1 protein-coding gene is annotated in these 25,269 nt (G+C 71.3%); it reads left to right on the top strand.

All coding sequences use genetic code 11. From position 1 onward, the window contains the following. Positions 1-25,263 (top strand): hypothetical protein, encoded by a 25,263-nt coding sequence (locus ABZ490_RS43665; protein WP_359003513.1) that lies wholly within the window; start codon positions 1-3, stop codon positions 25,261-25,263. The last annotated feature ends 6 nt before the right edge of the window (positions 25,264-25,269 follow it).

The following is a 25,269-nucleotide window of genomic DNA, read 5'->3' as shown; positions in this document are numbered from 1 at the left end:
ATGGGTGATCTTCGTGTCTCGGACGAACTGAACGCGTTTCTGATCGTGCTGATCGGTTCCGGTCTGCCCCAGGCGAGTGAGACGGGGGCGCTGCTGAGCAGCCGGAAACTGCTCCAGTTCGGGCATCAGATGGGGGCGCTTCGGGACGACATCGACTACTCGGTGAAGCACATCGGCGACTCGATGCCGGGGGACGCGGGTCACTCCTACGAGCGGGCGATGTCGGTCCTGACGGGCGCGCACGGGGGCACGGACTACCTGAAGGAGTACCAGAAGAGTCTGCGGGACATCGCGGCGGGGCACCGCGATCAGTCGCTGAACATCCAGGAAAGCAAATGGCAGATCATCGCGGAGTTGATCCGTCTGGTGATCGAGCTGACGATCCTGGCGGCGACCGCGTGGATCAATCCCGCCGCCGCGGGTGAGGCGGCCGAGGCGAAGGCGCGGAGCACGGCGGCCTTCCTGACGACGTTGGACCTCTTCCTCCGGCGGACGAACCTGATGCCGAGCCTGAGTGAGGCGTTGGAGGAGGCCTTCCAGGCGCTGGTGGTGCGGCTCGGGCTGATGGCGTTCAACGCTCCGGACATGAAGCCCTCGGGTATCGACTGGCGGGCGATCGGCCAGAACGCCGCGATCGGTGGTCTGGCGGGTTGGCTGTCCGGGCCGTTGCGGGGGACCGCGAACTGGTTCAACGGACTGTTCGGCAAGGAGATGAGCCGCGATCTGGCGAAGAACCTGTCGGACGATGTGACGTCCAAGGTCGGGCGGGATCTGCCGCCTTCGGTGAACGAGTCGTCGGTACTGGACCGGATGCTGCGCGCGCCGGGGAAGGTGTCGGAGTTCGTCGCGGACGGTCTGACGGAGGCGTTGCCGGAGACGCTGCTGGCGATGGCGTTCTACGGAGTGCCGTTCTCGTGGAGTTCGTTCGCGACGAGTTTCTGGACCGCGGGTGTCAGCGAGCTGAGCGAGGGGTTGCTGCACAGCGGGGTCGAGGGAGCGGTCTCGGATCTGCGCGAGGCGACGCGGGGCGAGGAGACGGAGGGCAAGCGGGGCGAGTCGTCGGCCCTGGAGCAGAAGGCTGCCGTGAATCCGGGCTACGGGTCGAAGGGATCGCAGACCTCGGGTGGGCTGGCGAAGGGTTCCGGTGGTGTCAACGCGCCGGCGGCGCTGGGTGGTCTGACCGGTGTCACGGCGCCGGGCGTGCAGCGTCCGTCGCTGTCCACGGTGAGCACGGGGAGCACGGGGAACGCCGGGCAGGACACGGCCGAAGGCACCACGACCGGCAGCAGGTCCGGTAGCCCGGGACGGGCGGAGGCGGCCCACGTCTCCACGGCGTCCGGCGGTCACACCGGTACCCGGCAGCAGAGCGAGGAGGGTGTCCACGAGGTCGGCACACCCGCCGGCAGCGACACCGGGACCGCCGAAGAGACCCCGGCGGTGGCGATGACGCCGACCAGCACCATCGCGACCCCGGCGGCGACCCCGGCTGCGGCTTCGGCGGCTTCCGCCCCGGACGCACAGCGGCCTGCGGGCGGTGGTTCCCATGAGGCGGGTCGGCCAGCGACGTCAGCGTCCTCCGAACCGGCGCGCACGACCGGGACCGAGCACGTGGAGGGCGGCCGCCCGGCGACCAGCAGCGCGGGGCAGGCCGAGAGCAGGGGCACGACCGCGACGGGTGCGGGCGTGAACCGTCCCGTCGCCGACGCGACTGAGGGGTCCGCGGCAGCGAAGATCCCGGCGGAGGGTTCCCGGCCGTCTACCTCCACCACGTCGGAAGCCGGCCGCGGCACCACCGCCTCGCCGTCATCGCAGGCGACCCGGGTCGCGACCACGACCGCGGCGACCCATCGGGAGGAGGGCACGTCCCCGTCCGAGGCGGACCGTGGGCCGGCGGCGGAACTCACGACGGCCGAGGTCGACGGCCTCCGGCTTGAACTCGCGGCAGGTTGGGGGCAGAACCGGCCTGGTCAGGATGATGTCGCCGTCGCCTTCAACATCGTACGGACGCATCAGAGACTGGACGGTTTCGAGCCCGAGGCCGAGCCGTCGTTCGATGTGCTGGACGCGGGCCACCTGGCCGTCTACGCGGTCGCGATGGAACTGCACGCAGATGGCGGCGACAAGAGGTCGGCCGTGGAGCTGTCGCGTCGGCTGGCACAGGGGCGTCCCAGGCCCGAGCGGGGCTACTTGGCCGGTGGCGGCGTGGTCCGAACGGCTGGGGAGCAGCCGGGGGACCCTCAGGTGGCCGGTACGAGCACTGGGCCGGGGACGGCGAGCGTCTCACGTCTCGCCACCGATTCCGCGGACCCCGCCACGCGGCCTGGCGAGATGTCCACGTCGTCCGGTGGGGCTGGAAAGCGCGGTGCTGAAGAGGCGTTCGCGGATGCGGCGTCGGTGGTGGATCCGGGCTCCGAGGTGCGGTCCCTTGCCGGTGGTGGGGAGGTGCCGCGGGATGTCGGGCCTGTGGAGGTGAGTTTTGCCGAGGCGTCGCGGACGGTGGGTGCGGCGCAGGTGGACGAGCTGCGGGTTCTGGCTCGGGAGTTGGCCGAGCAGGCGGTGGAGAATCGGCGACTGGGGCGTCAGCAGAAGCCCGTCTGGGTCAGGGGGCGGGGTAACAGCTCGGAGCATGCGGCGTTGACGGGGAGGAGCCGGGCCAGGAACACCGCGCGTGTGCTGGAGCGGCTTGTGGCGTTGGAGCTGAGTGCGCTTCAGCGGGGGGTTTCCGACCCTGTGGTCGTTGGTGATCTGCGCATCCGGTACGGCCATGAGGACCCCGCCGGGCAGCGCCATTTGGCTGTGGAGAATCGCCGTAAAGTGATCGTTTCGGTCGGTGAGGATCCCGTGCCGGCGGGGGTGTCGTGGGCGCCGTTGCGTGAGCCGGACGGCCCGCGGGGTCCGGAACTTGCGCAGAGGCCGTTGACGGTGGTGTTCGGCCGGGGTGAGAAGGGGGTTTCGCAGGAGGAGCGTCGTCAGATCGAGGATCTGGCGGACCAGATCGTGGTGAGGGCGCTGGGAAACCGGGCTCTGGGTCTGGGGCTGCCGGTGATCCGTGTCGCGGGGCGTGGGAACGGGCGTCGGGCGCGGGCGAACGGGCTGGAGCGTGCCGGCAACACCCGTGATGTGCTGCAGGAGGTCCTGCAGAGGAAGCTGTTGGAGCGTCAGGGGGCTGGCGAGGGATCGCTCGCCGTGGCCGATTTCGGCATCGTGACCGAGTACGACGATGCGCCGAAGGAGATCTATCAGGATCCACTGACCCACCGTATTGCCACCATCACTCTTGACTGGCCCACCGAGCCGTCCGGGCAGGAAGTCCCGGGTCGGGAGCCGGGGTTGGAGGAGAAGGCTCTGCCGCCTCTGCCCGCCGAGCCGGGTGAGGCGCCTGGGGGAGAGGGCGAAGAGTCTGACCCGTTGGTGCGTGTCGGGGTGTCGGATGACGCGGAAGACTCTGCGGAGCAGCAGACGTCCCCCGTCACGAGTGCCGTGCCGTCCCTGGACCTGCCGTCGCGAGACCGGATGCTGCTGGCGCCTCAACTGGCCGACGGATCGCCCGGCGAGACGGTGTCCGGGGGGTCGGTCCACACCGCACCGGCCGCCTCGGCGTCCGTAACGCAGCCCCCGATCGTGACCGCGGCGTCGGCGAGCGGTACCGCCGGGATCTTGGGGGACTTGACGCGCAGAGCCGAAATCCGGTCTGCCCTGGACATCCGTATTCTTGCGGCTGAGGGCACGCTGTTCCGGCTGAGCACTGATGACAGGCGGAAACTGGCAGCGAACAGCCAGCTGGTAGGGGACCTCAAGGTGCTGCTGACCCCGGCTGAGTTCGGGCGGCTCGCCGCACAACTGATGGTGGACATACCTGCCGACGTGCAGCTGCCGGTCACCGCCCGGCAGGAGATGCAGACCGTGATCGAGCTGATGCTGCGTGACCCCGATGTGACCGAGCGGCTCCTCATAGCCGATGTCCGAGTGATCGTGCTGCCCGAGAACGCGCCTTTGACGGATCTTCCGGATTTCCAGGACTACCGTGGCAAGAGATACAGCAGTCTCTGGTACGAGGATCTCAGAGGTGTCACATTCCGTAAAAGGGTGGTCGTAGGCGCAGAGAATCTGTATGGAGATCGACCGGGGCTGCGTCATGCCAAACCCTTTCCTGACGGATATTCAGTTGCGGTCCATGAATTCGCGCACGCCATCATGGAACATGGGCTCACACACGATGACGTGACGCTGATTCGCGATGTCTACATGAGCCGGCGCAACATGGGGCCGGACGCTCCGTGGCCAGACGGTATTCGGCGCGACATGAAAGGCAAAATACAGGACAACTATTCTTCGAGTGACGTGGAGGAATTCTGGGCCCAGTTGAGCACCGACTTTTTTAAGGCGAATGCCGGGAAAGACCCCGCAACAGAGCGGGAGCATGAGAACTCCGGTCGCTGGGTCGTCAACAACGAGCCCGGGATGCTGCCTCTGGTGGAGCGGCTCTACGGTAAGCGCGCCCGGATCCCGGGGGGCGTCAACCCTCGAAAACGGGAGGCCGCATTCGAGGGCGTTCGCGCTCTCTTCGCCGAGAACGAGGCTGCCGCACCCAGCGGCCCGGTGGCCAGTGAGCCGACGGACGATGATTTCTCGGTGGTGCCGCCTCCGGAAGACGATGACTTCTCGGTAGTGCCTCCGGAGCTGGAATTGGCACCCATGGCGACCTCGGACGCCGGGTCTGAGCGGTACTCGTTCACCGGCGGAAGTGAGCTGCTGGTTACTTCCCAGGTGTCCGGGGGGATGGTGTTCACGAGTGCCGTGCCGTCCCTGGATCTGCCGTCGCGAGACCGGATGCTGCTGGCGCCTCAACTGGCCTACGGCTCCACCGGCGAGACGGCGAGCGGTACCGCCGGGATCTTGGATGTTTCGGCCTCGCGAGGGTTGGGCGGGGTCGAGGATCTGTATCTCCAAGTGAATTCCGAACTGCGCAAGATGGGCGTAACGGCGGATCGGGCTGAGATCGTGGAGTCGCATGAGCGCCTGGTGCGGCATGGAATGCAATTCCCGAAGATGACGACACGGCAGGCGGCTTTTCAGATCGCGGTGGATGTGGCGTCGTGGGCCGGAGTGGATCCTCCACGGGCTCGGGGAGGCATGCTGCCCTTCTCGCGCAAAAGCCGTCCGAAGAAGAAGGACGTGCGGAGGCAGGTGCCGGACGCCGCGGAGTACGAGTCCGGCGTGGCGGAGACCTCGGTGGCCGGCCCGTCGGCCCCTTGGCCGGCGGTGTCGTACGGGCAGCCCGGTGGGGTGGTGCCCACGGGGGCGGCGTATCAGAACCTGCTGGCAACCGGTGATCCGACGTCCCCGGACGAATACCGGCCCCTCCCTGACCTGAGGACCACCTTCTTCTCGGGGCAGCTGGGGCCTGCCGGCGGCAGCTGGATGCCCGGGCCGCATATGGCGGCGGGCGCTGTGGACTCGCCGGTCTCGGCGGCATGGGGGCAGGACGCACCGTTCGCGGGTCAAGGGGGCTGGGGCCCCGGCTGGTCACCCGGATGGGGTGTGGCCGAGACCGACCCGGTGACACCTCGGACGTCCGGGACGCCGCGCAGCGGTGACCCCGACCACGAGAGCCGCTCGGCACGCGGGCCCAGGAGCCGGCGCAAGGCACGGGACGCCGGACAGCCCGGACCCTCCTTCGGGCCGCCGCCCTCGGTCAAGTCCGGGGCAGCGCGCGCCGAAGCCGTGACGCCGGCGACGCCGATCGTCGGGGAGGACGTGGACACGGTTCAGCGGCCGCAGGGCGTGTCCCCGGCGGTCGAGGAGGCCCTGCGCGCGCTGAGGGGTGCGGATGCCCCGGCGCGCGTACGGGTGCTGGCCGGACTGGACGATGAGGAGCGTGCACGGCTGGCGGTGGATGCCGCGGCGGTCAAGGCGCTGCGGGAGTCCATGCCGGCCGAGGAGTTCGCCGAGGTGGCGGCCTGGCTGCTGGTGGACGTGCCGCGAGAGGTCGGGCGTCCGGTGTCCGCGCGCATGGCGGCGCACCGGCTGGTGGCTCGGATGATGCGTGACCCCGAGGTCGCGGAGCGGCTGCTCACCCGGGGCAGCCGCATCGTGGTGGTGCCCAAGGACACGCCGATGACGAGGTTGCGGCCCTTCCGGCATCTGCGGGGCGAGGAGTTGGACGGGGGCCGATTCTGGGACGACGTGCGCGGAAGCGGTGGTCACGACACCGCGATCACCGAGGAGAACCTGCTGGGAGAGAGCTCCTCCACGCCCGGGGGTGAGTACGAGGACGGCTACTCGACCACGATCCACGAGGTGGCCCACGCCGTTCACCTGACGGGTCTCGGGGACGCCGACAACGCCCTGATCGCGCGGCGCTTCGAAGAAAATCGGAAGGCGGCCGGGCGAGACGTCTCCTGGCCCGACGGGCCGGCGCTCAGTCTGTCGGGCGAGCCCATGGACAACTACTCCTCGCGGAAGAAGGAGGAGTTCTTCGCCCAGCTGAGCACCGCCTACCTCGGAGGCAACGCGGGACGCGATCCCTTCACGGGACGGGAACGCATGAACGGCGCCGCCTGGGTCGCGCGGCACGAGCCGGAGCTGCTGCCTCTGCTGGAGCGCCTCTACGGCCCGGCTCCGCAGCGGGGTGAACTCGGACCGCTGAACCCGGTGCGGGCGGTGCAGGACGAGGACGAGGCACTGGCGGGCATGGCCGCGCTGTTCGCGCAAGAACCGGCCACCGAACGGGATCCGCGGCGTGCGGCCGGGGTTGCCACGCGGGATTACCGCGTCGGTGACGACTCGACCGAGTCCCGGACCGTGTTCGGTCCTCCGCCCGCGCCGACGTTGACGCACCTGTTCCCGCCGGCGGGGACGCCGGTAGCCGACTTGGCGAAGTGGCCCGGGCCTCTTACGCAGGACCAGGACGGCGCGGTGCGGCAGAAGGTGCGAGAACTGCTGGACGAGGGCCGTCTGAGCGCCGCGCGGATCCTGGTGAACCGGTTGGTCGAGCGCACGGCTCTGTTGCAGGAGAAGGCGACACGCTACGGCTCCGCCGCCATGAATCTCGAACACGCGATGAGGCGTCAGCTGGACCGGACGGCGACTCACGGCCCCAAGCTGGAGAGTCCACCGAAGTTCATCAACTTCTTCTGGATCGGGCGGGAGATGACCCCGGCCGCCGTGGCGAACGTCCTGCAGTGGGCGGAACTCGCCAAGGAGCACGGCTGGACCGTCCAGATGTGGACGGACACCGAACCGGTTTCGGCGGCGGACCCGAAGCCGATGCTGAGTACCTGGGACCGTTCGGCTCACGATGACATGGTGCGCGCCGGTGTGCGCTTCCGGCGGGTGCGCGATCTGCTGCCCCCGGACCGCCCGGCACGCTGGACCCGACGTGGATACGACGAAGGCTTCACCCTGAACGACCCCCGCATGAGGAAACTGCGGACGCTGTACAACACCGCCCGGCAGCGTCCCAAGGCCTATCCGATCGCCTCGGACGTCGTGCGCATCGGCATCATGCTGGAACAGGGCGGGACCTACTTCGACGTGGACATGGAGCCGGGGACGGTCGAACTCTTCACGCCGCTCAGAAGAATGGGCACCACGGACGTTCCGCTGATCGGGCCCATGTTCCGTGACAGGGAGGCCTATGAGAGGCAGCGCGCCGACTTCGCCGAACGGGTGCGTGTGCCGGCCGAAGAGGTGGAGATGGAAGATGTGGCTCGCTATGCCATGAGGCAGGGCATGTTCGGAAACGCGTTCATGACGGCCGTTCCGGGGATGGGATTCTTCGAAGGCCTTGTCGACGCGATCAGTGACGACACCCTGACATGGGATCCCGATGAACTGGCTGCCACCGGCGCTTTCCTGACCGGGCCGCTGCTCTATATGAACGTGGCGGCCTCCCACGTCGCCTCCTACGGGCTCGGCCAGGTCATGGAGTCGGAGACGGGTGCCGCGATGGACCCGCTGGAACTCGGGCGCTGGGCCAAGCTGGGCTGGCTCACGCCGGAAAGCGAGAACCAGGTGGACCGGTCGGCCGCGGCGACTCCTCGGACGGCGAAGACGCCCCGTACACCCCGTACACCGAAGACGCCCCGTACACCCAAGCCGCGCGGCGGTGGACGGGACCGGGGCAGGCAGGGAGGCGGGTCCGGGAACGGCCGCAGGACGGCGGACCCGGGAGGGTTCGCGCCGGCCTTCGCACCGCCACCGCCGCCGTCCTCGGCCACGGCCACGGCCACGGCCACGGCCGGGACCGTGGGCGCCGAACGCCCCGCGGTCGCCCGGACGGAGGAGACGGTCGACACCCCGGGCGCCTCGACGTCCCCGGCGCCCCTCCCGAAGGCCCCGAAGCGGGCCACGCTCGCGGAGCGCGCGCCCGTCGACGAGCCCGAACGGGGCGGCGACTCCGAAGCCGACGGGAGCGAGAACGAGGCATCGCCGCAGCCGGAGTCGGACGACGCCCACAGTCACCGCGAGGCCGCCACGGCCGACGACAGCGAGAGAGGATCCCGGTTCACGCGGGGCGCGTCCCGGGCCGCCGGTGAGCATGCCGGGGCCACCGCGCACACGGTGATCGAGATGGACCGGGTCCGCAGCGGCCCTGAAGCGAACAACTCGCCGTTCCTGGTGCCGGAGGCGCTGGGCGACCTCGTGGTCACCGTCGCGCCGAAGTTCTCCGCGGAGGGCGCGGAGGCGTGGGCGCACCGCGTCATGCAGACCACCCGGCTGCCGGTGGACACCGTGCCCGGGGGCCTGGACGAGGCGGCCGAGCAGGCGATACGCGAGGACGTCCGGCGGCACCTCGTCGGCCTCCTGGCCTCGCCGGCCCGTGAGGAGGCCACGACCGACACCGCCCGGGAGGAGCTGAAGCGGCGGCGCGACGAGGAACTCCTCGGCTGGGAGGAGAAGTTGCAGTCCGGTCGTGCCTTCGTCTCGCAGGGACGGCTGGTGTGGCTGCTGCCGGTGCTGCGGGACGTGCGGCAGCTCTCGGAGGGCGGCGGCGACCGGCACAGCGTCGTCGACGACGAGGCGGCGGAGGACGAGAACGCCGGGGCCGAGGGGTACCGCGTGGCGTTCGGCTCGACCACCGGGAAGGGGTCGGCCACGTCGGGGCGCAAGTGGGAGGGTGCCGCGCAGATCATCAACGTCATCAGCCAGCAGCTGAGCCGTATGGCGGCGAGCGTGATCGCCGCCCCGTTGGTCAGTGTGACGGGCGAGACCGCGACCGAGGACAGCTGGACGAAACTGAACATCGCGGGCAGCAAGCCCTTCGTGCGGGAGCGCGGGGCCCGGCGTGCCGACCTCGCGTTCCGGATCTTCGTGGACGGCCAGGAGGCGGACTACCTGGCGGATCGCGTCTCGCGGGCGCCGCGGGTGCGTTCGACGGTTCCGCCGCCGCTGACCCGGCCGGAGTTGGACGGCATGGAGGGGGCCGACCAGCCGGGCACCGTGGTGCCGCGCCGCCTCACCGTCGAGTACCCCCGGCAGTTCCTGGGAGACGACGCGCTCCAGTCGCTCGACCCGGCGGACGCCGGATCGGACGTCGGATCGGACGTCGGATCGGACGGCGGATCGGACGGCGGCGCGGATGCGGGCGCGGGTGGCGCCGGCCGGACCCCGCGGCGCAGCCGCATCCCGGTGTTGCTGAACGCCGTCAACGTCACCGACGCCGTCGCGGACCTGCACGGCGCCCTGCGCCGCGCCGGGATCGACGCCGAGACCGCCGTGGACATGCTGAAGGAGATCAAGGACCAGATCACCGAACGCGGCCTGCGCAACCGCAGCCGGCTCATGCTCGGCGGCGGCGACGTGTCCGGTCCGATCGTGGTGCGGGACGGGACGACCAGCACGGAGACGTTCAGCGGCCACCTGCGCTTCCAGGCGGTCCCGGTGCCCGGCACCGTCACCGTCGAGGGCGTCGCGCCGGGCATGTCCACGCGCACCGACATCGGCTCCGGCCTGACGCTGACCCACCAGAAGAAGTTCGAGTCGACGGCGGCGGTCTCCCTCTCGTACAACGCGAGCGGCCTACGGGCCGGCGCGCCGGCCCACCAGGAGAGCGGGACCGCCCCGGCGGGGCCGGTGAACATCGTGACGGGGATGCTGCCGATGCTGTCGGGCGGCGCCGAGGCGAAGCGCGGCGGATCGTCGGGGCTGGGCGCGCAGACGATGAACCACACCGTCCTGAACGCGTCCGACGACCAGGTGCGGGCCACCGTCCGGATGCGGCTGGACATCGACGTCGTCTCCGACTCGGGCCCCCGGGTGGATCGGGTCAGTACCGTCCTGAAGGCCGAGGTCAGCGCCCCGCACCGGAGCGGGCGGGGCGCGCGGTTCCTCCAGCGGGAGTGGGCCGTCCCGCCCCGGCTGCGCAAGGCGGCCCACTCGCCCCAGTGGATCACCACCACCCAGCCGCCCGTGTTCCGGCCGTCCGGCGACTTCGACATGGAGTGGTCCGGGGACGCGGGGGCCGACACCCGCTTCACCGTCGCCACGTCGATGCCGGGCTCGCACCTCGTGCTCCAGACCTTCCGCGAGATCCTGGAGCGGAGGATCCCCGACCTCACGTTCACCGACAAGTTCCGAATCCCGCTGAACCGGACCTCCGTGGAGAACGAACTGGCGTCGTTCTTCGGCCGGCACGCCCTGGAGGCCGACGTCGCCGAGGCCCGGCACGGCATCGTCCACACGATCCGCCTCGCCGACCGCGCGTTCCGCCTGACGGCGACGCTGCACGCCCGGGACACCCCGTTCGACGCGGTCGAGTACGAGTCGACGGTGAACCAGAGGCAGATGACGATGACGGAGTCGTCCGGCGCCGTGGCGGGCTCCAACGGCTTCGACGTGGGCTTCGGCGGCGGTGTCCGCGTCGACATCAACACCACCCAGGGACACTCGGAGTTCAACGGCAACGGCGGTCGGATCACCTTCGCGGTGGGCCCTGAGTACGGGCGCGCCCGGGGCACCGGCGACGCGTTCCAGACGGCGGCCGCCTCCTACCGCCGGTCCGAAGTCACCAGGACCGTGAGGGAAGGGGCGTTCGCCGCGGCCTGGCACCTGTCGGTGGACGAACTCGGCGCCGAGGGCCGACCGGAGGAAGTGTGGCTGTCCGGGCGGGACATGAGCGTCCAGGTCATCGACGGGCCCGCGACACAGGAGCCCCGGCAGGACGAGTCGGCGGTCGTCCGGAGCGCCCGTGAGCGGGGCCTCGTCCGCCGGCTGCGGCTGGAGTCCGGCGGGGCCAGCGGTATGTACGCCCAGTTCACCCAGTTCCCGCAGCTCACCCAGGCGGTCTCCGACCTGTACGCGCGGCTGCACGGCGTGGCTCCGGGGGACATGCCGCCCGCTGAACTGCCCGAGGCGCTCATCCGGGAGCTGTCCCCGCGGGCCTTCGCCGCGCACCTCCAGGAGGCGGGGTCCACCCACGCGCGGGTCGTGGGTCTGCCCCGGCGCGGCGAGTGGAACCAGGCGATGTACATCAGGCTCGACTTCCTCGAACGCGTCGCCGATCGCAGGCTCGCGGCCGATCCCACCGAGTTCGAGCAGTACCAGTCGAGCCGGTCGACCCACACCCGGACCGTCACCGAGGGCGGCAAGGTGTCCGCCGTGGCCAGCCTCGCGGGTCAGTACCGGCGTGAGTTCGGCGAGAGCGGCGACACCGCGTCCCACGGCACCGCCACGGTCTCCGCGACCGGCGGCGCGGCGGAAACCGGCGCGGAAACCGGCGCGGAGACCGAGACCGACAGCGCGCCCCCCACCGCGACCGGCGAGGGCCACTCCGACCACCGGCGGACGAACGACGCGGCGCACGAGCTGTCGGACGAGCTGTCGGACGACGACTTCCGCGTCCCGGGGGCCTACCCGGCCGATCCGGCCCCGAGCATCCCCACGCTCGCCCGACGCGGACCCAGCGTCGTCAACCCGGGCGCCCAGGAGGAGCACGCGTCCACCCGCGAGAACGAGGTGTTCCGGGCCGGCGGCACGGTCGGCGGCGGCGCCACCGCGAGCCGGGGCACCAAGAACGTCGACGCCGTCGGCGACATCCACATCACCCGTGTCACCTTCACCGACTCGGTCAAGGACGAGAACAGGGACGAAGTCGACGTCTTCCCCACCATGATGTCCGGCGACGTCCAGATCACGGTCACCCTCAATCGGTGGCGGGACGACAGCGGTCTGTCCGGACTGCTGCCGGGCGCCTCGGACCGCAACGACACCGTCGAGAGCCGCGGCCTGTCCGCCACGTACCGGGAAGCCGGCACGCTCCTGGTGCCCGATCGCATCCGCGAGCGGATGGACGACGATCTGGCACAGCAACTCGCCGCCGAGGTGCTGGACCGCACCCGCTTCGCCGAGCAGGCGGACCGGCTGGCGGTCACCGCAGGTCACCTCGCCATCTCGGCCCGGTCGTTCCACGATACGGCCGTGCCCCGGGTGGCCGCGGACGGCCCGCTGCTCGACCTGCTCCAGCGACTGGGCGGCACCCGGCAGCCGACGGCCGACGAGCTCGGGCCGTTGCGGCAACTGAGCGAGGCGTTCGCCAAGTTCGCCGACGATGCGGTGCGTGACGCCGGGGCGATCGACGCCGATCACGCCGAGTTCTCCCGGCGGGCCGCCGAACTCGCCGAGTCCGGGCGGACCGCCGCGGAGGTCCTGCGCCTCCTGCCGGGCCTGCGCGTCCGGCACCCGGAGCCCACCGCCCTGGATCTGCACACCGACATGGCCGACGCCGTGGCCCGCGCCGAGAGCTTCTCGGCCACCGCGGCGAGGCTGTCCACCGCGGCGAGTCGGCTGCCGGACGCCGCCCGGCTCGTGCAGGTCCGCGCCGCCGAGGTGGCCGAACTGCTCGCGGACGGCGCCACGCCCCGCGCGACGATCAGCGAGGTGGACGTCACCGAGGACAGCCCACGGGACGAAGTCCCCGACCCCGGTCAGGACGACACCCGGCGGGCCGCTGCCCTCCGCCGCGCCGGGCAGGCGCTCGCCACCGCCCTGGGCCGGATGCGCGACACGGCCGGCACGCTCCGGAACGCGACCGTGGAAGCCATCGACCAGGCCGCTCGACTGCCGGGCAGGTCAGCCGATTTCCCGGAGCGGGCCCTGGTGATCCCCCGTGTCCGCTCCGACAAGGCCCAGCTGGATCGCGCCTACCACACCATCGTCCCCACGACCGCCATGCACGCCGAATACCTCAGTGCGGGCGACGTCTTCGAGGCGATCGTCGCCCACCTGGTGGGGGCGGGCCACCTCCAGCGGGACCGGGAGGGCACCGTCATCCCCGACGCCCTCTACCGCTCGGTGCGCTCGACTTTCGCCAGCGGGGCGCTGCGCGACCAGTTCCACGCCGCCATAGGCACCGGCGTCACCGGCTGGTACACCCTGCCACGCGGCGGTGGCAGCCTCGGCGCCCGGCATCTGCGGATAGGCGTGTCGGCTTCGCGGCTCGGCAACGCGCTGTGGAACCGGCCGCGGCCCGAGGTGAAGCTGATGTACCGCACCGAGTCGGCCTGGCAGGGGAAGGACGCCGTGGTCCAGGCGCTGCGCCTGGACATGTCGCTCAGCGGCAAGGCCAACGGCGGCACGAGCGGCATCCACGGCGGCCTCGGCGTCGACGGGTCCCTGGTCCGCGAGGCGAAGACCTCCCGCGGTGAGGTGATCAAGGACATCCACATCTCCCGCGTCGATCTCACTGGCGCCATCCAGGAGTTCGTCCACCCCATCGACTTCGACATCCGGATCGACGCGTACGCGACGCTGCCCGCCTTCCTCCAGGCGCCGCGCGACGCGGTCACGGCGATCTGGGACCGTGCAGTGTCGTGGCTGCCGGACGACAACGTCCTCCGGATCGCGGTCCGGACGGTCCGCCGGTACACCGACCCCTGGACGCCCCTGGAAACCATGACGTCGCTGTGGGCCCGCTACACCCCGGGCGGCGCCCTGTCCAGCGCCCGATTCCCCGTTCCACAGCAGCTCGTGCAGGTTCTCGTCCCGGAGTCCTTCACCACCGAGCTGGATTCCGACACCGCGATGCCGAACTGGGTGCGCGCCCTCCAGGATCCGTCCGACCTCAGCTGGGCCCCGCCCATGGCGGCGCTGCCGCCCGCCGCCGTCGAGGACGCCACCGAGGACGTGCGCTCCTGGGGCGGCCCGGTGCTGTACGCGGTGCAGACCTGGGCGAAGGCAGCGGCCCTCCACTCGGCCGTCGCGCCGCCGCTCGAGACCGAGGACGACATCGAGAACCTGCTGCGCGCCAGCCGCCTCGAGCCCGGCTCCCCCGAGAGCAGGGTGTACGACCATGCCGTCAGCTACAACTCCATGCGGCCACGCCTCAAGGAACTGCTGCGCGGTACCTACACCGTCGACGTCGGCGGCGTCCCGGTCCGGGTCCGGCTGGAGCTGACCCGGTACCAGACGTACAAGCCGCCGGCCGACGACGGCAAGGTCCGCACGTACAACCCGACCACGACGGCGTCCGAGAACGAGAACGCCCGGAGTTTCTCTTGGGCGGTCGCCGCGGGACCCGACGTCGTCCGTGTGCCCCGGCACGGTCGGCACGAGATCGTCAATCTGCTGGCCAAGCGTGAGCTGTCCGAGGAGTTCAAGAACGCCTACGAGATCGGCGACACCGACGAGTCCAACCGGCTGGTGAGCAAGGTCCCCTATGCCCCCTACCTTTTCGACGCCGTGCTCCGGATGGAGCCCGTGCACAACCCCCGCCGCGCCCTGCATGTCGAGGTGAAGGGCGGTGTGCTCGCCTCGATCCCCCACCGCAGCGACGAGGACCTGGCCCGCCGCCTGACGGACCTGACGTCCGGCGGTACGCAGCCGCCCGCGCCGGCCCTCACGGCGCCCCCGGGTGACAGCCTGGCCGGCGGTGACACCCCGCCCGGCGGCAACCCGCCGCCCGGTGGTGGGAGCAGCCCCGGGGAGTCCCCGGAACGGCCCGGCGCACCCGTGGCCGACCCGGCCGGGCAGGAGAGGGCCGCGCTGCGGGAGGCGTGGGGTGCTGACCTGGCCGGTCGCAGCCTTCCGGCGGCAGAAGCCGCGACACGGGGTGCGACGACGAGCAGCGCTCTGGAGGCCTGGGAGCGATGGGAGTCCGCCGCCGGCGACGTCGAGGCGAGCGGCCGGACCACGGGCGTCGGGGCGGCCCTCGACCGGGCGACGCGCGAGATGGTGGCCTGGGGAATGGCCCCGGGGCCCCGGCAGTATCAGCGGCGCGACGCCTTCGAGCGGACCTGGCGGCAGCAGCAGGCCGCAGCCGCAGCCGCCTCGGCGCCGCCCGCCGAGCTTCCGGCCGAACGCCCCTTCGCGACCCCTGCCGAGCCGCCGCCCGCTCCGCCGCGCAACGCCGGGCAGCAGCCGTCGCCGAGCACCGGTACCGCCGTGAAGGGGGCGCGCTCCTGGGCCGAGGCACACCGGCACGGAGCCACCGAGGCCAGCGCCGCCGCCGCCCGCGACCGCTGGCAGGAGGCCCGCCTGACCTATGCCGCCGCCGACGACCGCCAGCGCGCCCTGGAGGCGGCCAGGCTCCAGGCAGCCGAGGACGTCACCCTCGACGGCTCGGTGAGCGCGCTCCGGGACGCGTACGAGGCCAACCTCGCCCTCATGCAGGCTGAACGCGAGATGCAGGCATGGGGGCTGCCCGTCGCTCTCGCCGGAGCCCGTCAGACCTCCCCGGGCCACGACACCGCCCTCGCGCACGGCGAGGCCGGGCCACACCACGCAGCGCGGGAGAACGCGGCGCAGGAGAACGCCGGGGCCGGGCAGGGAGGTGTGGCGCAGGACGAGACGCGGCCGGACCTGGAGCTGCACGGCATGTACCAGCCGCCGATCGGCAACGGGACGGTGCCGAACGCCGCGCCTGCTCTGCCGCCCGCCCCGCCGCTCCCGGGCGGGTACCGGTCCGCGCTGTCCCCCGCGCGCGTCGACTTCGCGCCCGGCGAGACGGACCTCGACGACCAGGCCAGGGCGGCCCTCGATGAGACCGCCCGGACGCTCGCCTACGCGCTGGCGAACTGGCGGGGCCAGGGCGCGAGCGTGCTGCCCCCGGTCAATGTGACGGCCCTCGGCGACCGTGCCCTCGCCAAGAAGCGCGCCACCGCCGTCCAGCAGCACCTGACGCTCGCCCTCACCCGCCGGCTACGGCGGATCAACGCCCCGGACGTGGTCCCCTCCGTCTCGCTCTTGTTCGGGCGGCGCGGTGCTGACGTGGAGGGCGAGGGACAGGTGACGGTGGGCCTCGACGAGACTTTCGCGCTGGCCCACGGCGACCCGGTCGCCATGGAAGCCAAGCGGCGCACATACCCCATGCGGATGCCTCCCGACGGACCCGCGCTGCGCGACGCGCTGGTGAACGCCAGACAGGGGGACCGCCTGGTCCGCCTCGGTGAACTGCCTCCGGATCAGCGGCGCTGGCTGGCAACCGACCACGCGACGGTCCTGGCGCTCGGCAGGCTGCTGACCCCGGAGGACTTCGCAGCGGTGGCGGCCAAGCTCATGGTGGACGTGCCCGCGGGCACAGAGTCGCCGCTGGCCGCCCGCTACGAGCTGGAGCAGATCGCCGGGCGGATGCTCGGCCACCCCGGGATCGCCGTCGAGCTGCTGCTGCGCGGCACCCGCCTCGTGGTGATCCCGAGGTTCGGCAGCTCGGACCAACTCGGCTTCTCCGCACAGCGGTGGGCGGGGATGAAGAAGTATCCGCGGGACTTCGCGGACGCCGCTCACCCGCCAGTGGCGATGATCAACGAGGAGAACATCACCGGCGTCCTCAGCCGAAAAGGCCAGGTCGTGTTCCCCGACGGTTCGTCGACCGCCGTGCACGAACTCGCCCATCTCGTGCACTTCATGCTCTCGCCCGCCGAGCAGCAGCTGATCACCAACACCTATGAGGCCCTCCGCAAGGAGGACCGCGACGAGGTCCGCGACGCGGGCGGGGCTGCTGTCCAGCTCACGTCGCGCTGGCCGAACGGCCCGCTGTTCGCGGTCCGCGACGCGGCGAAGGGCGGGGTCAGCGAGGCGAACTACTCGGCGAAGAACGAGTTCGAGTTCTTCGCCCACCTGGTGAGTGCCTGGATGGGCACGAACCTCGGCAACGACTTCCGGACCAGGCTGGAGCTGAACAACGGCAGGTGGTGGGTGGAGCAACATGCCCGGTCGCTGGAGACCCTGCTGACCACGTACTTCGGCAGCGGCCACTACGGCAGACACGCCTTCACCGCCAACCCCGTCAACAGCGAACTGGCGCTCGTCCACCTCACCGATTTCACGGCGCTCGTCGAGGGCACCGGAACGGGGGGCCAGAGCACCGGCGGCGCGGCCACGCCGGACGACGCGCCGGACGACGCGGTGGACGACGCGGTGGTCGACACCTTGCACGGCGCCCCTGCCCCGGCCCCGTCGCCGAAGGGCAGGTCGGCGCAGGCGGGTTCTGGGGCGTCTTCGCCGGCGGCGGGGCCGTCGCAGGCGGATGCGTCGGCGGGTGCGCCGTCGCCGTCGCCGGTGCGGGTGGTGCCGGACTTCGACAAGGACAAGTTCCGGGAAGATTCTCTGGCGTTTGAGGAGCGTTTGAAGAAGATCGCGGGGCTGGATGGTTCGAAGGAGTTCCGGGAGAATCTTGATCGGTTCTTCGATCATTTGTGGCGGGATGGTCAGCGGCGGGACAACGGGGACACTGCCGGTGAAAAGGGTGTGAAGGAGGCTGTTGCCGGGCTGGTAACCGGTCTTCAGGCGGTGCGCGGCTTCGAGGTGCCGTTCGAGTGGGTGATGGCGCATCAGGGCGAGCAGGATTTCGAGGTGTTGCTGGCTGAGCAGGCGGATCACGCAGTGAAGCATGGCCGGTTGTGGTCGAAGCTGAATGTCCGGACGTCGATGAAGGCTTCGCGGCGGGAGGAGGGTGTGTTCCTGGAGTCGTCGGTCGCGGGGTTCCTTTTCAATGGCCTGTGGTTCGGTCATTCGTGGGGTAGTTCGTTTGCGATGACGTGGTTGTGGGAGACGCTGTCGGCGACGTATGTGTCGGGTCTTGAGGGCATGGTGCAGGCGGATGTTCTTGATGGTGTTCATCCGACGAGTGTGCTGACGGTGATCGAGTGGCCGCGTCTGCTGAAGCTGATCGAGTCGGGTCGGGTTGACGGGCTGCAGGTCAATATCTACGAGTCCGATGAGGACGGGCGTGAATTGACCAAGACGGGCGAGACCGTGGTCCGTACTCAGACGGAGTTCGACGCGCTTCCGCATCCGACGCGCAAGGACTGGGGGCCCTATCAGGGGAATGTCAACGCGATTGCGACGCAGCTGACCGCGATGGACCTGTACCTGCGTGAGTCGGGTGTGTCGGTGAAGGCCGGTGAGCGGGTCTCGACTGCGGTGGCGCCGTGGCCGACGCCGTGGTCGGGGACGTTCGGCGCCAGTGCCGGGTCGGCGCGGTCGGTGTTCTTCGCAGCCGGTGGCGTGGGGGAGGGTTCGCAGTCCCCGATGGTGTGGACGCCGTCGTCGGCGCCGGTTTCCGCGACGGGTTCGGATGGGGGGAATGGTGGTCTGCCGGACCTGGAGGGGGTGTGGCGGTGGGCCAATGAAGAGCTGAAGTTGTTGGGCAGCCGTCCTGCCAACCGTGCGGCGGTGGAGAGGGAGTTCGCGTCGTTGCGGCGGGCCGAGGTGGTGGGCAGACCGTTGCAGGAGCTGGGCCGGGTGATCGCGAAGCGGCTGGACCACCAGCAGAGGCTGTTGGTCGGGTCGCAGGATGGTGCCCCGGGCGGGCGGGCGTCGGGGTCGGGATCGCCGGTGGCGTGGCCGTCGCAGGCGGGTGTGTCGTCGGTGCCGGTGTCGGATGCGCCGGAGACCGAGCCTGGGGTGTTCGCGGAGGAGGAGGTGACGGTACCGCAAGGGACCGATCCGGCTGAGGTGCGGCAGCGGGCCGTGGAGCTGATGGCGAAGGTCCACGACGAGTACGGGGTGACCACCGACTCCCGGGCCGGCGTCACGGCGGTGAAGGACTCGAATCCGGGGGCGGACCAGGAGACCCTGAACAAGATCAAGACCCGGCCTTGGGACCTGCGGGAGCTGGAAGGGGTGAGCGCCGCTCTCGGGCACTACGCGCCGATCATGGGCCGCAGGCGTTCCGGCTCGTCCCGTTCCGCGCATGAGCAGGAGGTCACCTCCGTCGGTTCGGTGAACTTCGCCATCGCGGGCGAGCAGGTCAATCTCGAAGCGGTGGCGGAGCATATCGCTGAGCACAGGGCGGTCAACCTCTACACGATGGCGGTGGTGCAGACGTCCTTCGATGGCGGCTCCCGCGACATCGAGGCCACCGTCACCCACGAACTGGCGCACGGCCTGCTGGCCTACACGCTGCCGTCGTTCACCGAGGCGTTCGGAACGTGGGACGCGGACGGCGAGCCTGTCCTGGCAGAGGGCGCCGAGGCGCCCTGGCAGAGCGCCAAGACCCCGGAGGACGACTTCGTCGCGTCCGTCAAGTCGCATCTGCGGGGCAGCGAGGAGTTCGCGTCGGGCGCCCCCAGGCACGCCGCTGCCGTCAGGAAGCTTGCGGAGGCGTATCGGGGCGTCTTCGCGAGACGGGGAAACGAGCTGGCCCAGGCCAGGGCGAACCGCATCGCGCGGGCTCTGAAGGAGAAGGCGCTGCGCGAGTTCGGTGTGGCGTCCGGCAGCTGGGATGCCGACGGCTTCCAGAAATTCGCGGGTGAGCGGCCGATCACGAAGTACGGCGCGACCAGTCCGAGCGATGATCTGTCGCAGACGGCGATGATGTACTTCCTCGACCCGGACAAGCTGCGCGAGAAAGCCCCGCTGCGGTTCGCCTTCCTCGACGCCGTCGTCGACAATTGGAAGGCCGCGGGCTCCGGCGCGACGCCTTCCGCCGATGCGGTGGCGCCGGCCGGCCGGGAGGGTTCCCAGTCTCCGGTGCCGCTGACGGAGTCGCCGGCTCCTGGCTCCGACGCTGCTACCGACACGGTCTCTGACGCCGGTGCCGACGACGCCGGGCGGCGGATCCTGCCGGAGGGCGGGGCGACGACCGCCGAGCGGTTGCACCACGCGGAACGCGCCTACGTCCCCCCGCCCGCCGTCGGCGGCCGGTCCCCGGTGTGGCGGCTCCTGGACGGCGCGGCCGAGGGCGTTCCCGCGGCGGACCGGGCCATGGCGGAGGCCGAGGCGGCCGAGTGGGAGCGGTGGCAGAACGCCACCGGGGACCTGAGCGAGGCGCTGGAAGCGCTCAGGGCCCTGGAGGACGCCGAGGCGGCGGCCCCCGAGGCGGCGGCCCCCGAGGCGGCGGCCCCCGAGGCGGCCGGTGCCGCGGCCGAGGCCGCCCAGCACGCCGCCCGCCAGGCCGCCCAGCACGCCGCCCAGCGCGCCGTCATGGTCGCGGAGGACGCCCGGGACAGGGCCGCCGCCGACCTCGCGGCACGCGGCTACGACCCCCGCCACCTCGCCGCCGAACTGGCCCGGATCACCCGGAACCTGGCACCGCACTCCAGCGGTATCAGGGCCGGTACGCGCCCCCTGCCGGACCCGGCGCGGCGGCAGCAGACGTCCGCCGCGGGCACCTCCGCGGCTGGTGCGCCGAGGCTGCCGGGCACCTACCGGGCGGGAGCCGCCCCCGTCGGCTTCACGTTCCACGACGCCGGGACCGGGCTTGACGAGGACGCCCAGGATGCCCTGCACGACACCGCGTGGTCGTTGGCGTACGCACTGGCCAACTGGCGTGCCCAGGGCGCCGACGTGCTGCCCGTCGTGGAAGTGGAGATCACCGGTGACACGGCGCTGGCCGCGGAGCGCGGGCGGACCGTCGAGCAGTACCTGGCCCGGACCGTCGGCGCCAACCTCCAGAAGATAATGGCCAGGCCTTTGCCGGTGGAGATCCGGGTGCAGATCCCGCCCCGGGCGGGCGTCCGAGGCCCCCGGGCGCGCGGCGCTGCCTCCCGCGCCGGTGCCGCCGTGGTGCGCCTCGACGAGTCCCGGGCCGTGCAGGCCGCGCTGGCCGACCCACAGGGCATGGAGGCACGCCGGACCACCTATCCCGTGCGGATGCCGGACGACCCGGCCGCGGTGCGGCAGCGGCTGCTCGACCTCACGCAGGCCGACCGGCCCGGCTACCTCGCGGGGCTGGCCCCGGAGCAGCGACGCTGGGTCGCCGCCGACTCGACGACCGTCGAGGCGCTTCAGGCGGCGCTGTCCGCGGGCGAGTTCGCGGCGGTCGCCGCGGCTCTGATGGTGGACGTACCGGTCGGCACCGAGGGACCGCTTGCGGCGCGCTACGAGCTGGAGCAGAGCGCCGCCCGGATGCTGTACGACAAGTCTGTCGCGGCGGAGCTGTTGCGGCGCGGCGCGCGCCTGGTGGTGATCCCGCGGGTCCACACCCGCATCGCGCGCGACCACGCCCCGGCCCGGTGGGCCTTGAACATGCCGGTACGGTCCTTCGCGGACCGCTCCCACCCCCCGGTGATGATGATCGACGAGGAAAACGTCGTCGGCGGCCGGGACCGGAACGGCAACGTGCCGTACACCGACGGCAACTCGATCGCCGTGCACGAGATGGCGCACATGGTCCACTACGTGCTCGCGCCCGACCAGCAGGCTCTGATCACAGCCGCGTTCAACTCGGCCATGAAGGCGGACCGGCGCCGGATGAACCCGCTGGTGCGTCCGTACCAGCTGCCGTCGCAGTGGCCCAACGGTCCGCGCTTCGCCGTCACCGGCGCCGACCGGACGGTCACCAGCCACAACTACTCCGCCACAGACGAGTTCGAGTTCTTCGCCCACCTCGTCAGCGCCTGGATGGGCACGAACGTCGGCGCGGACTCGCTCACCGGCCTGCCCATGAACAACGGCAACCGGTGGGTCGCGGAGCGGTTCCCCCGCCTCGTGGACCTGCTGACCAGTCTCTTCGGCCCCGGCCACCACGGCGGCCACGAGTTCGCCGCCAACCCGGTGAACACCGTCGAGCTCCAGTACGAGCATCTGCGGGACTTCACCGCCCAGTTGGACACCGCCGACGCCTGGCGCGCGGCGCTGACCGGCCACGTGGACCCCGGCGATGCCGACGGCCTGCGCCGGCTCTGGGCCGCCTGGGAGGAGTGGGAAACGGCTCAGCAGTCACGCGCGAAGGCCCGGTCGGCCCTGGACGCCTTCAACCGCACGTCGTCCGGGTCGGCCGGCCCGCTCCCGCCGGACTGGTCGCGGGCCGCGGCGGCGCTCGGACAGGCCACCGGCCGGGTCGACCGGGCCGAACGCGACCTGCGGATCCTGGGGTTCGACCCCGACCGGCTCGCCGAGGAGCGCGACGACCTCGTCCGGTCCTCGGCCCGGCACGATGCCGCCGCGTGGCGCCCGTCCGGTCCGCTGGCGGACCGCTCGGTGTTCGAGGCCGCCGTCCGCGAGGCGCGGCGGATCGAGCAGGCCACGGACGCCGCCGTGCGGCGCTGGCAGGACGCCCAGGCAGACCTGGCGTCGGCCCGCGTGGTGATGGACGCGCTGGCCGACGCTCCCGCGGGCACCGAGGAACGGCAGGGGTGGGCTACGGCGGCGCAGATCTGGTCCGATGCCCTGGACACCGTCGAGGCCGCGGCGGCGGAACTCCGCTCCCTGGGCACCGATCCCGACGACCTCGAACCGGAGATCGCCCCGCGCGGCCAGGAGCCCTCCGGGACCGCCGCCGAGACGGTAGTCCCGGCGGCCCCCCGGACGGCAGCCGCCGAGAAGGCAGTCGCCCAGGAAGAAGCCGCCGAGGAGGCCGCCCCACCGGCGACGCATCCCCTCAGCCGTGCCTCGGCGCGCATGTCGACGGGCGACGCCCTGCGCGCGCGGCTGCGGAGCATCGCCGGGCTCGACTCCGACGCCGAGGACGAGCCGGAACCCGGCACCCTGCGCGCCGACGCCGAGGCGGCCGTGGACGCCTGGGTCCGCTGGCAGCAGGCGCGGGCGGCCCTGAACCGGGCGCTGATCGCGCTCAGGACGCAGGAACCGGCCGCCGCCGGTCGGCCCACCTCCGTCCTCGATGCCGCCAACCGGGCGGTGTCCAGGGCCGAGTGGGACGTCGAAACCGCAGAAGCGGATCTTCAGCAGCTGGGCTACGACCGCCGGTACCTCGCCGCCGAACTCGCCGACTACCTCCGCAACGGCGACCTGCGCTTCTCCGGAATCGGGGCGGGTCGCCGCCCCCGCACCGAGGGTCGGCCGTCCGCCGCGGGCTCCGGTGCCGGCTACGGGTCTGAGCGGTCCTCGTTCACCGGTGAACGAGGACCGGTGGTTCCCTCCCAGGTGTCCGGGGGGATGGTGTTCACAAGTCGGCCGGGCGCGGCCCGCGAGCCCGATGGAGCGGAAACGCGCGGGGATGAAGAGACGTTCGCGGTCTCGGAGCGGGCCTTCACGGATGTGGTGGTGTCGGCAGGGGAGACAGCGGCCGAGGTCCAGTCCCTCGCCGACGCCGGAGACTTCGAGGGCGTCGAGCCCATGACGGTGCGCTTCGCGAAGGCGTCGCGGAGCGTGGACGGCGCCCAGCAGCGCGAGTTGCGCCGCCTGGCTCGACGACTCGCAGAGCAGGCGGTGCGCAACCGTGAACTGGGCCGTGCCCAGCCGGAAGTTCGGATCAGGGGGCGAGGTAACAGCTCGGGGCACGCGGCGTTCACGGGCAGACTCCGGGCCAGGTACACCGCGCGCGCACTGGAGAGGTTCCTGGCGGTGGAACTAAGGGCGCTTCAGGCGCTGGTTCCTGACCCTGTGACCGTCCGTGATCTGGACATCCAGTACGGCTACGAGGACACCTCAGGCCAGCTGCGAATGGATCCGGCCAATCGCCGTACGGCGATCGTTTCGGTCGGGGAGGACTCCTCGCCGGAGGGGGTGACGTGGACGCGGCTGCGTGAGTCGAACAGCCGAGACCGTCACGAACTCGCCGAGACACCGCTGACCGTGACCTTCGGAAGGGGGGACAAGGCAGTGTCGGAAAACGACAGCAGGCAGATCGAAGACCTCGCCGAACGGATCGCGGTGAGGGCGCTGCGAAACCGGCGTCCGGGTCTGCGACCGCCCGCCATCCGGATCACGGGACGCGGGAACGGACGTCGAGCGCAGGCGAACGGGATGGACCGCGCCGCCAGTGCCCACGCGGAGCTCAACAGGTTCCTGGCAAGGAAGCTGGCGGAGCTTCAGACAGGTGTCGAAGAACCGCTCACCCTGGACGATTTCCCGATCGTGTCCGAGTTCGACAACGCGCCCAAGGAGTTCTACCAGGATCCACTGACCCACCGCACCGCCACCATCACCCTCGACTGGCCCACCGAAGGGTCCGCATGGGAAGCCCCTGGTCGGGAGGTGGAGGAGGAGACGCGTGCCGGGTCGGTGCTCGGGCTCGGTCCGGAGTCGCGGACGGAGCCCGAGGAGAAGGCGTTGCCGCCCTTGCCCGTCGAGCCCGGTCCGGAGACCGAGGAACTCACGGAAGGACTTGTCCCGTTGGTGTCCGTCTCGGTGTGGGATGCCGAGGACCGCGATGCCTTGCCTACGGCGCCGGCCGTCCCGGATCCGACGACGGAACAATCCGGGTCTCTTCGAGAGGGCCCCGAGCGTGGAGAACGAGCGGAGGCCGAAGCTTCGTACGCCCCAGGCTCCGAGGCCGTGCCAGAGGACTCGGCGGCCCCGGACCACAGGGCGGACACGCTTCACGGCCCGAACGGAGCGGTATTCGCACTGCGCCCTGCCTCCGGTCCCGGTAACGGCCTCACCGAAGTGGCCATGGAAATCGTCAAGGATGTCGTGCATCAGGACGGAGACTGGTATCTGCCCGACGGCACGCCGGACCAGACGATCGCCGAACTCCACCGCGCCGCACTGGCCGCCGAGTTGACCGAGGACGATCTTCCGGATCCGTTCCCCTCGTTTTCGCTGGACCTGCTGCCCGTCACGGTCGAAGAACTGCGGGCCGCCGGAGTCCCGCTGACCGAGGAGCACCTGGCGCGTGCGGTGGCGAGCGACGGTGTCCTGGACATTGCGCCGGGGGAATTGGCACCAGTGCAACTGACCCGGCTGCTCCTGGTCCGCCCCGAGACATGGAATCCGGTGATCAACCGGATCGCCGCCGCCGGACTGGCACGCATGCTCGGCCTCGACCTCACCTTGGTCGATCTGGACGCGGGCACCGAGCTGCACATCCGGAAGGGCCCGGCCCAAGGCCTGATCGTCCTGGACGGCGGCCGATTCAGGCTCGCCGTTCCCCACCACGGGGCGATCACGGCCACTGATCAATCATCGACCCAGATATGAGGACGC

This window comes from Streptomyces sp. NPDC005811 (genome assembly GCF_040630405.1).
Lineage (GTDB): Bacteria > Actinomycetota > Actinomycetes > Streptomycetales > Streptomycetaceae > Streptomyces.
Note: the sequence above shows the minus strand (reverse complement) of the source record. Positions and strands in the feature narration are given on the sequence as shown.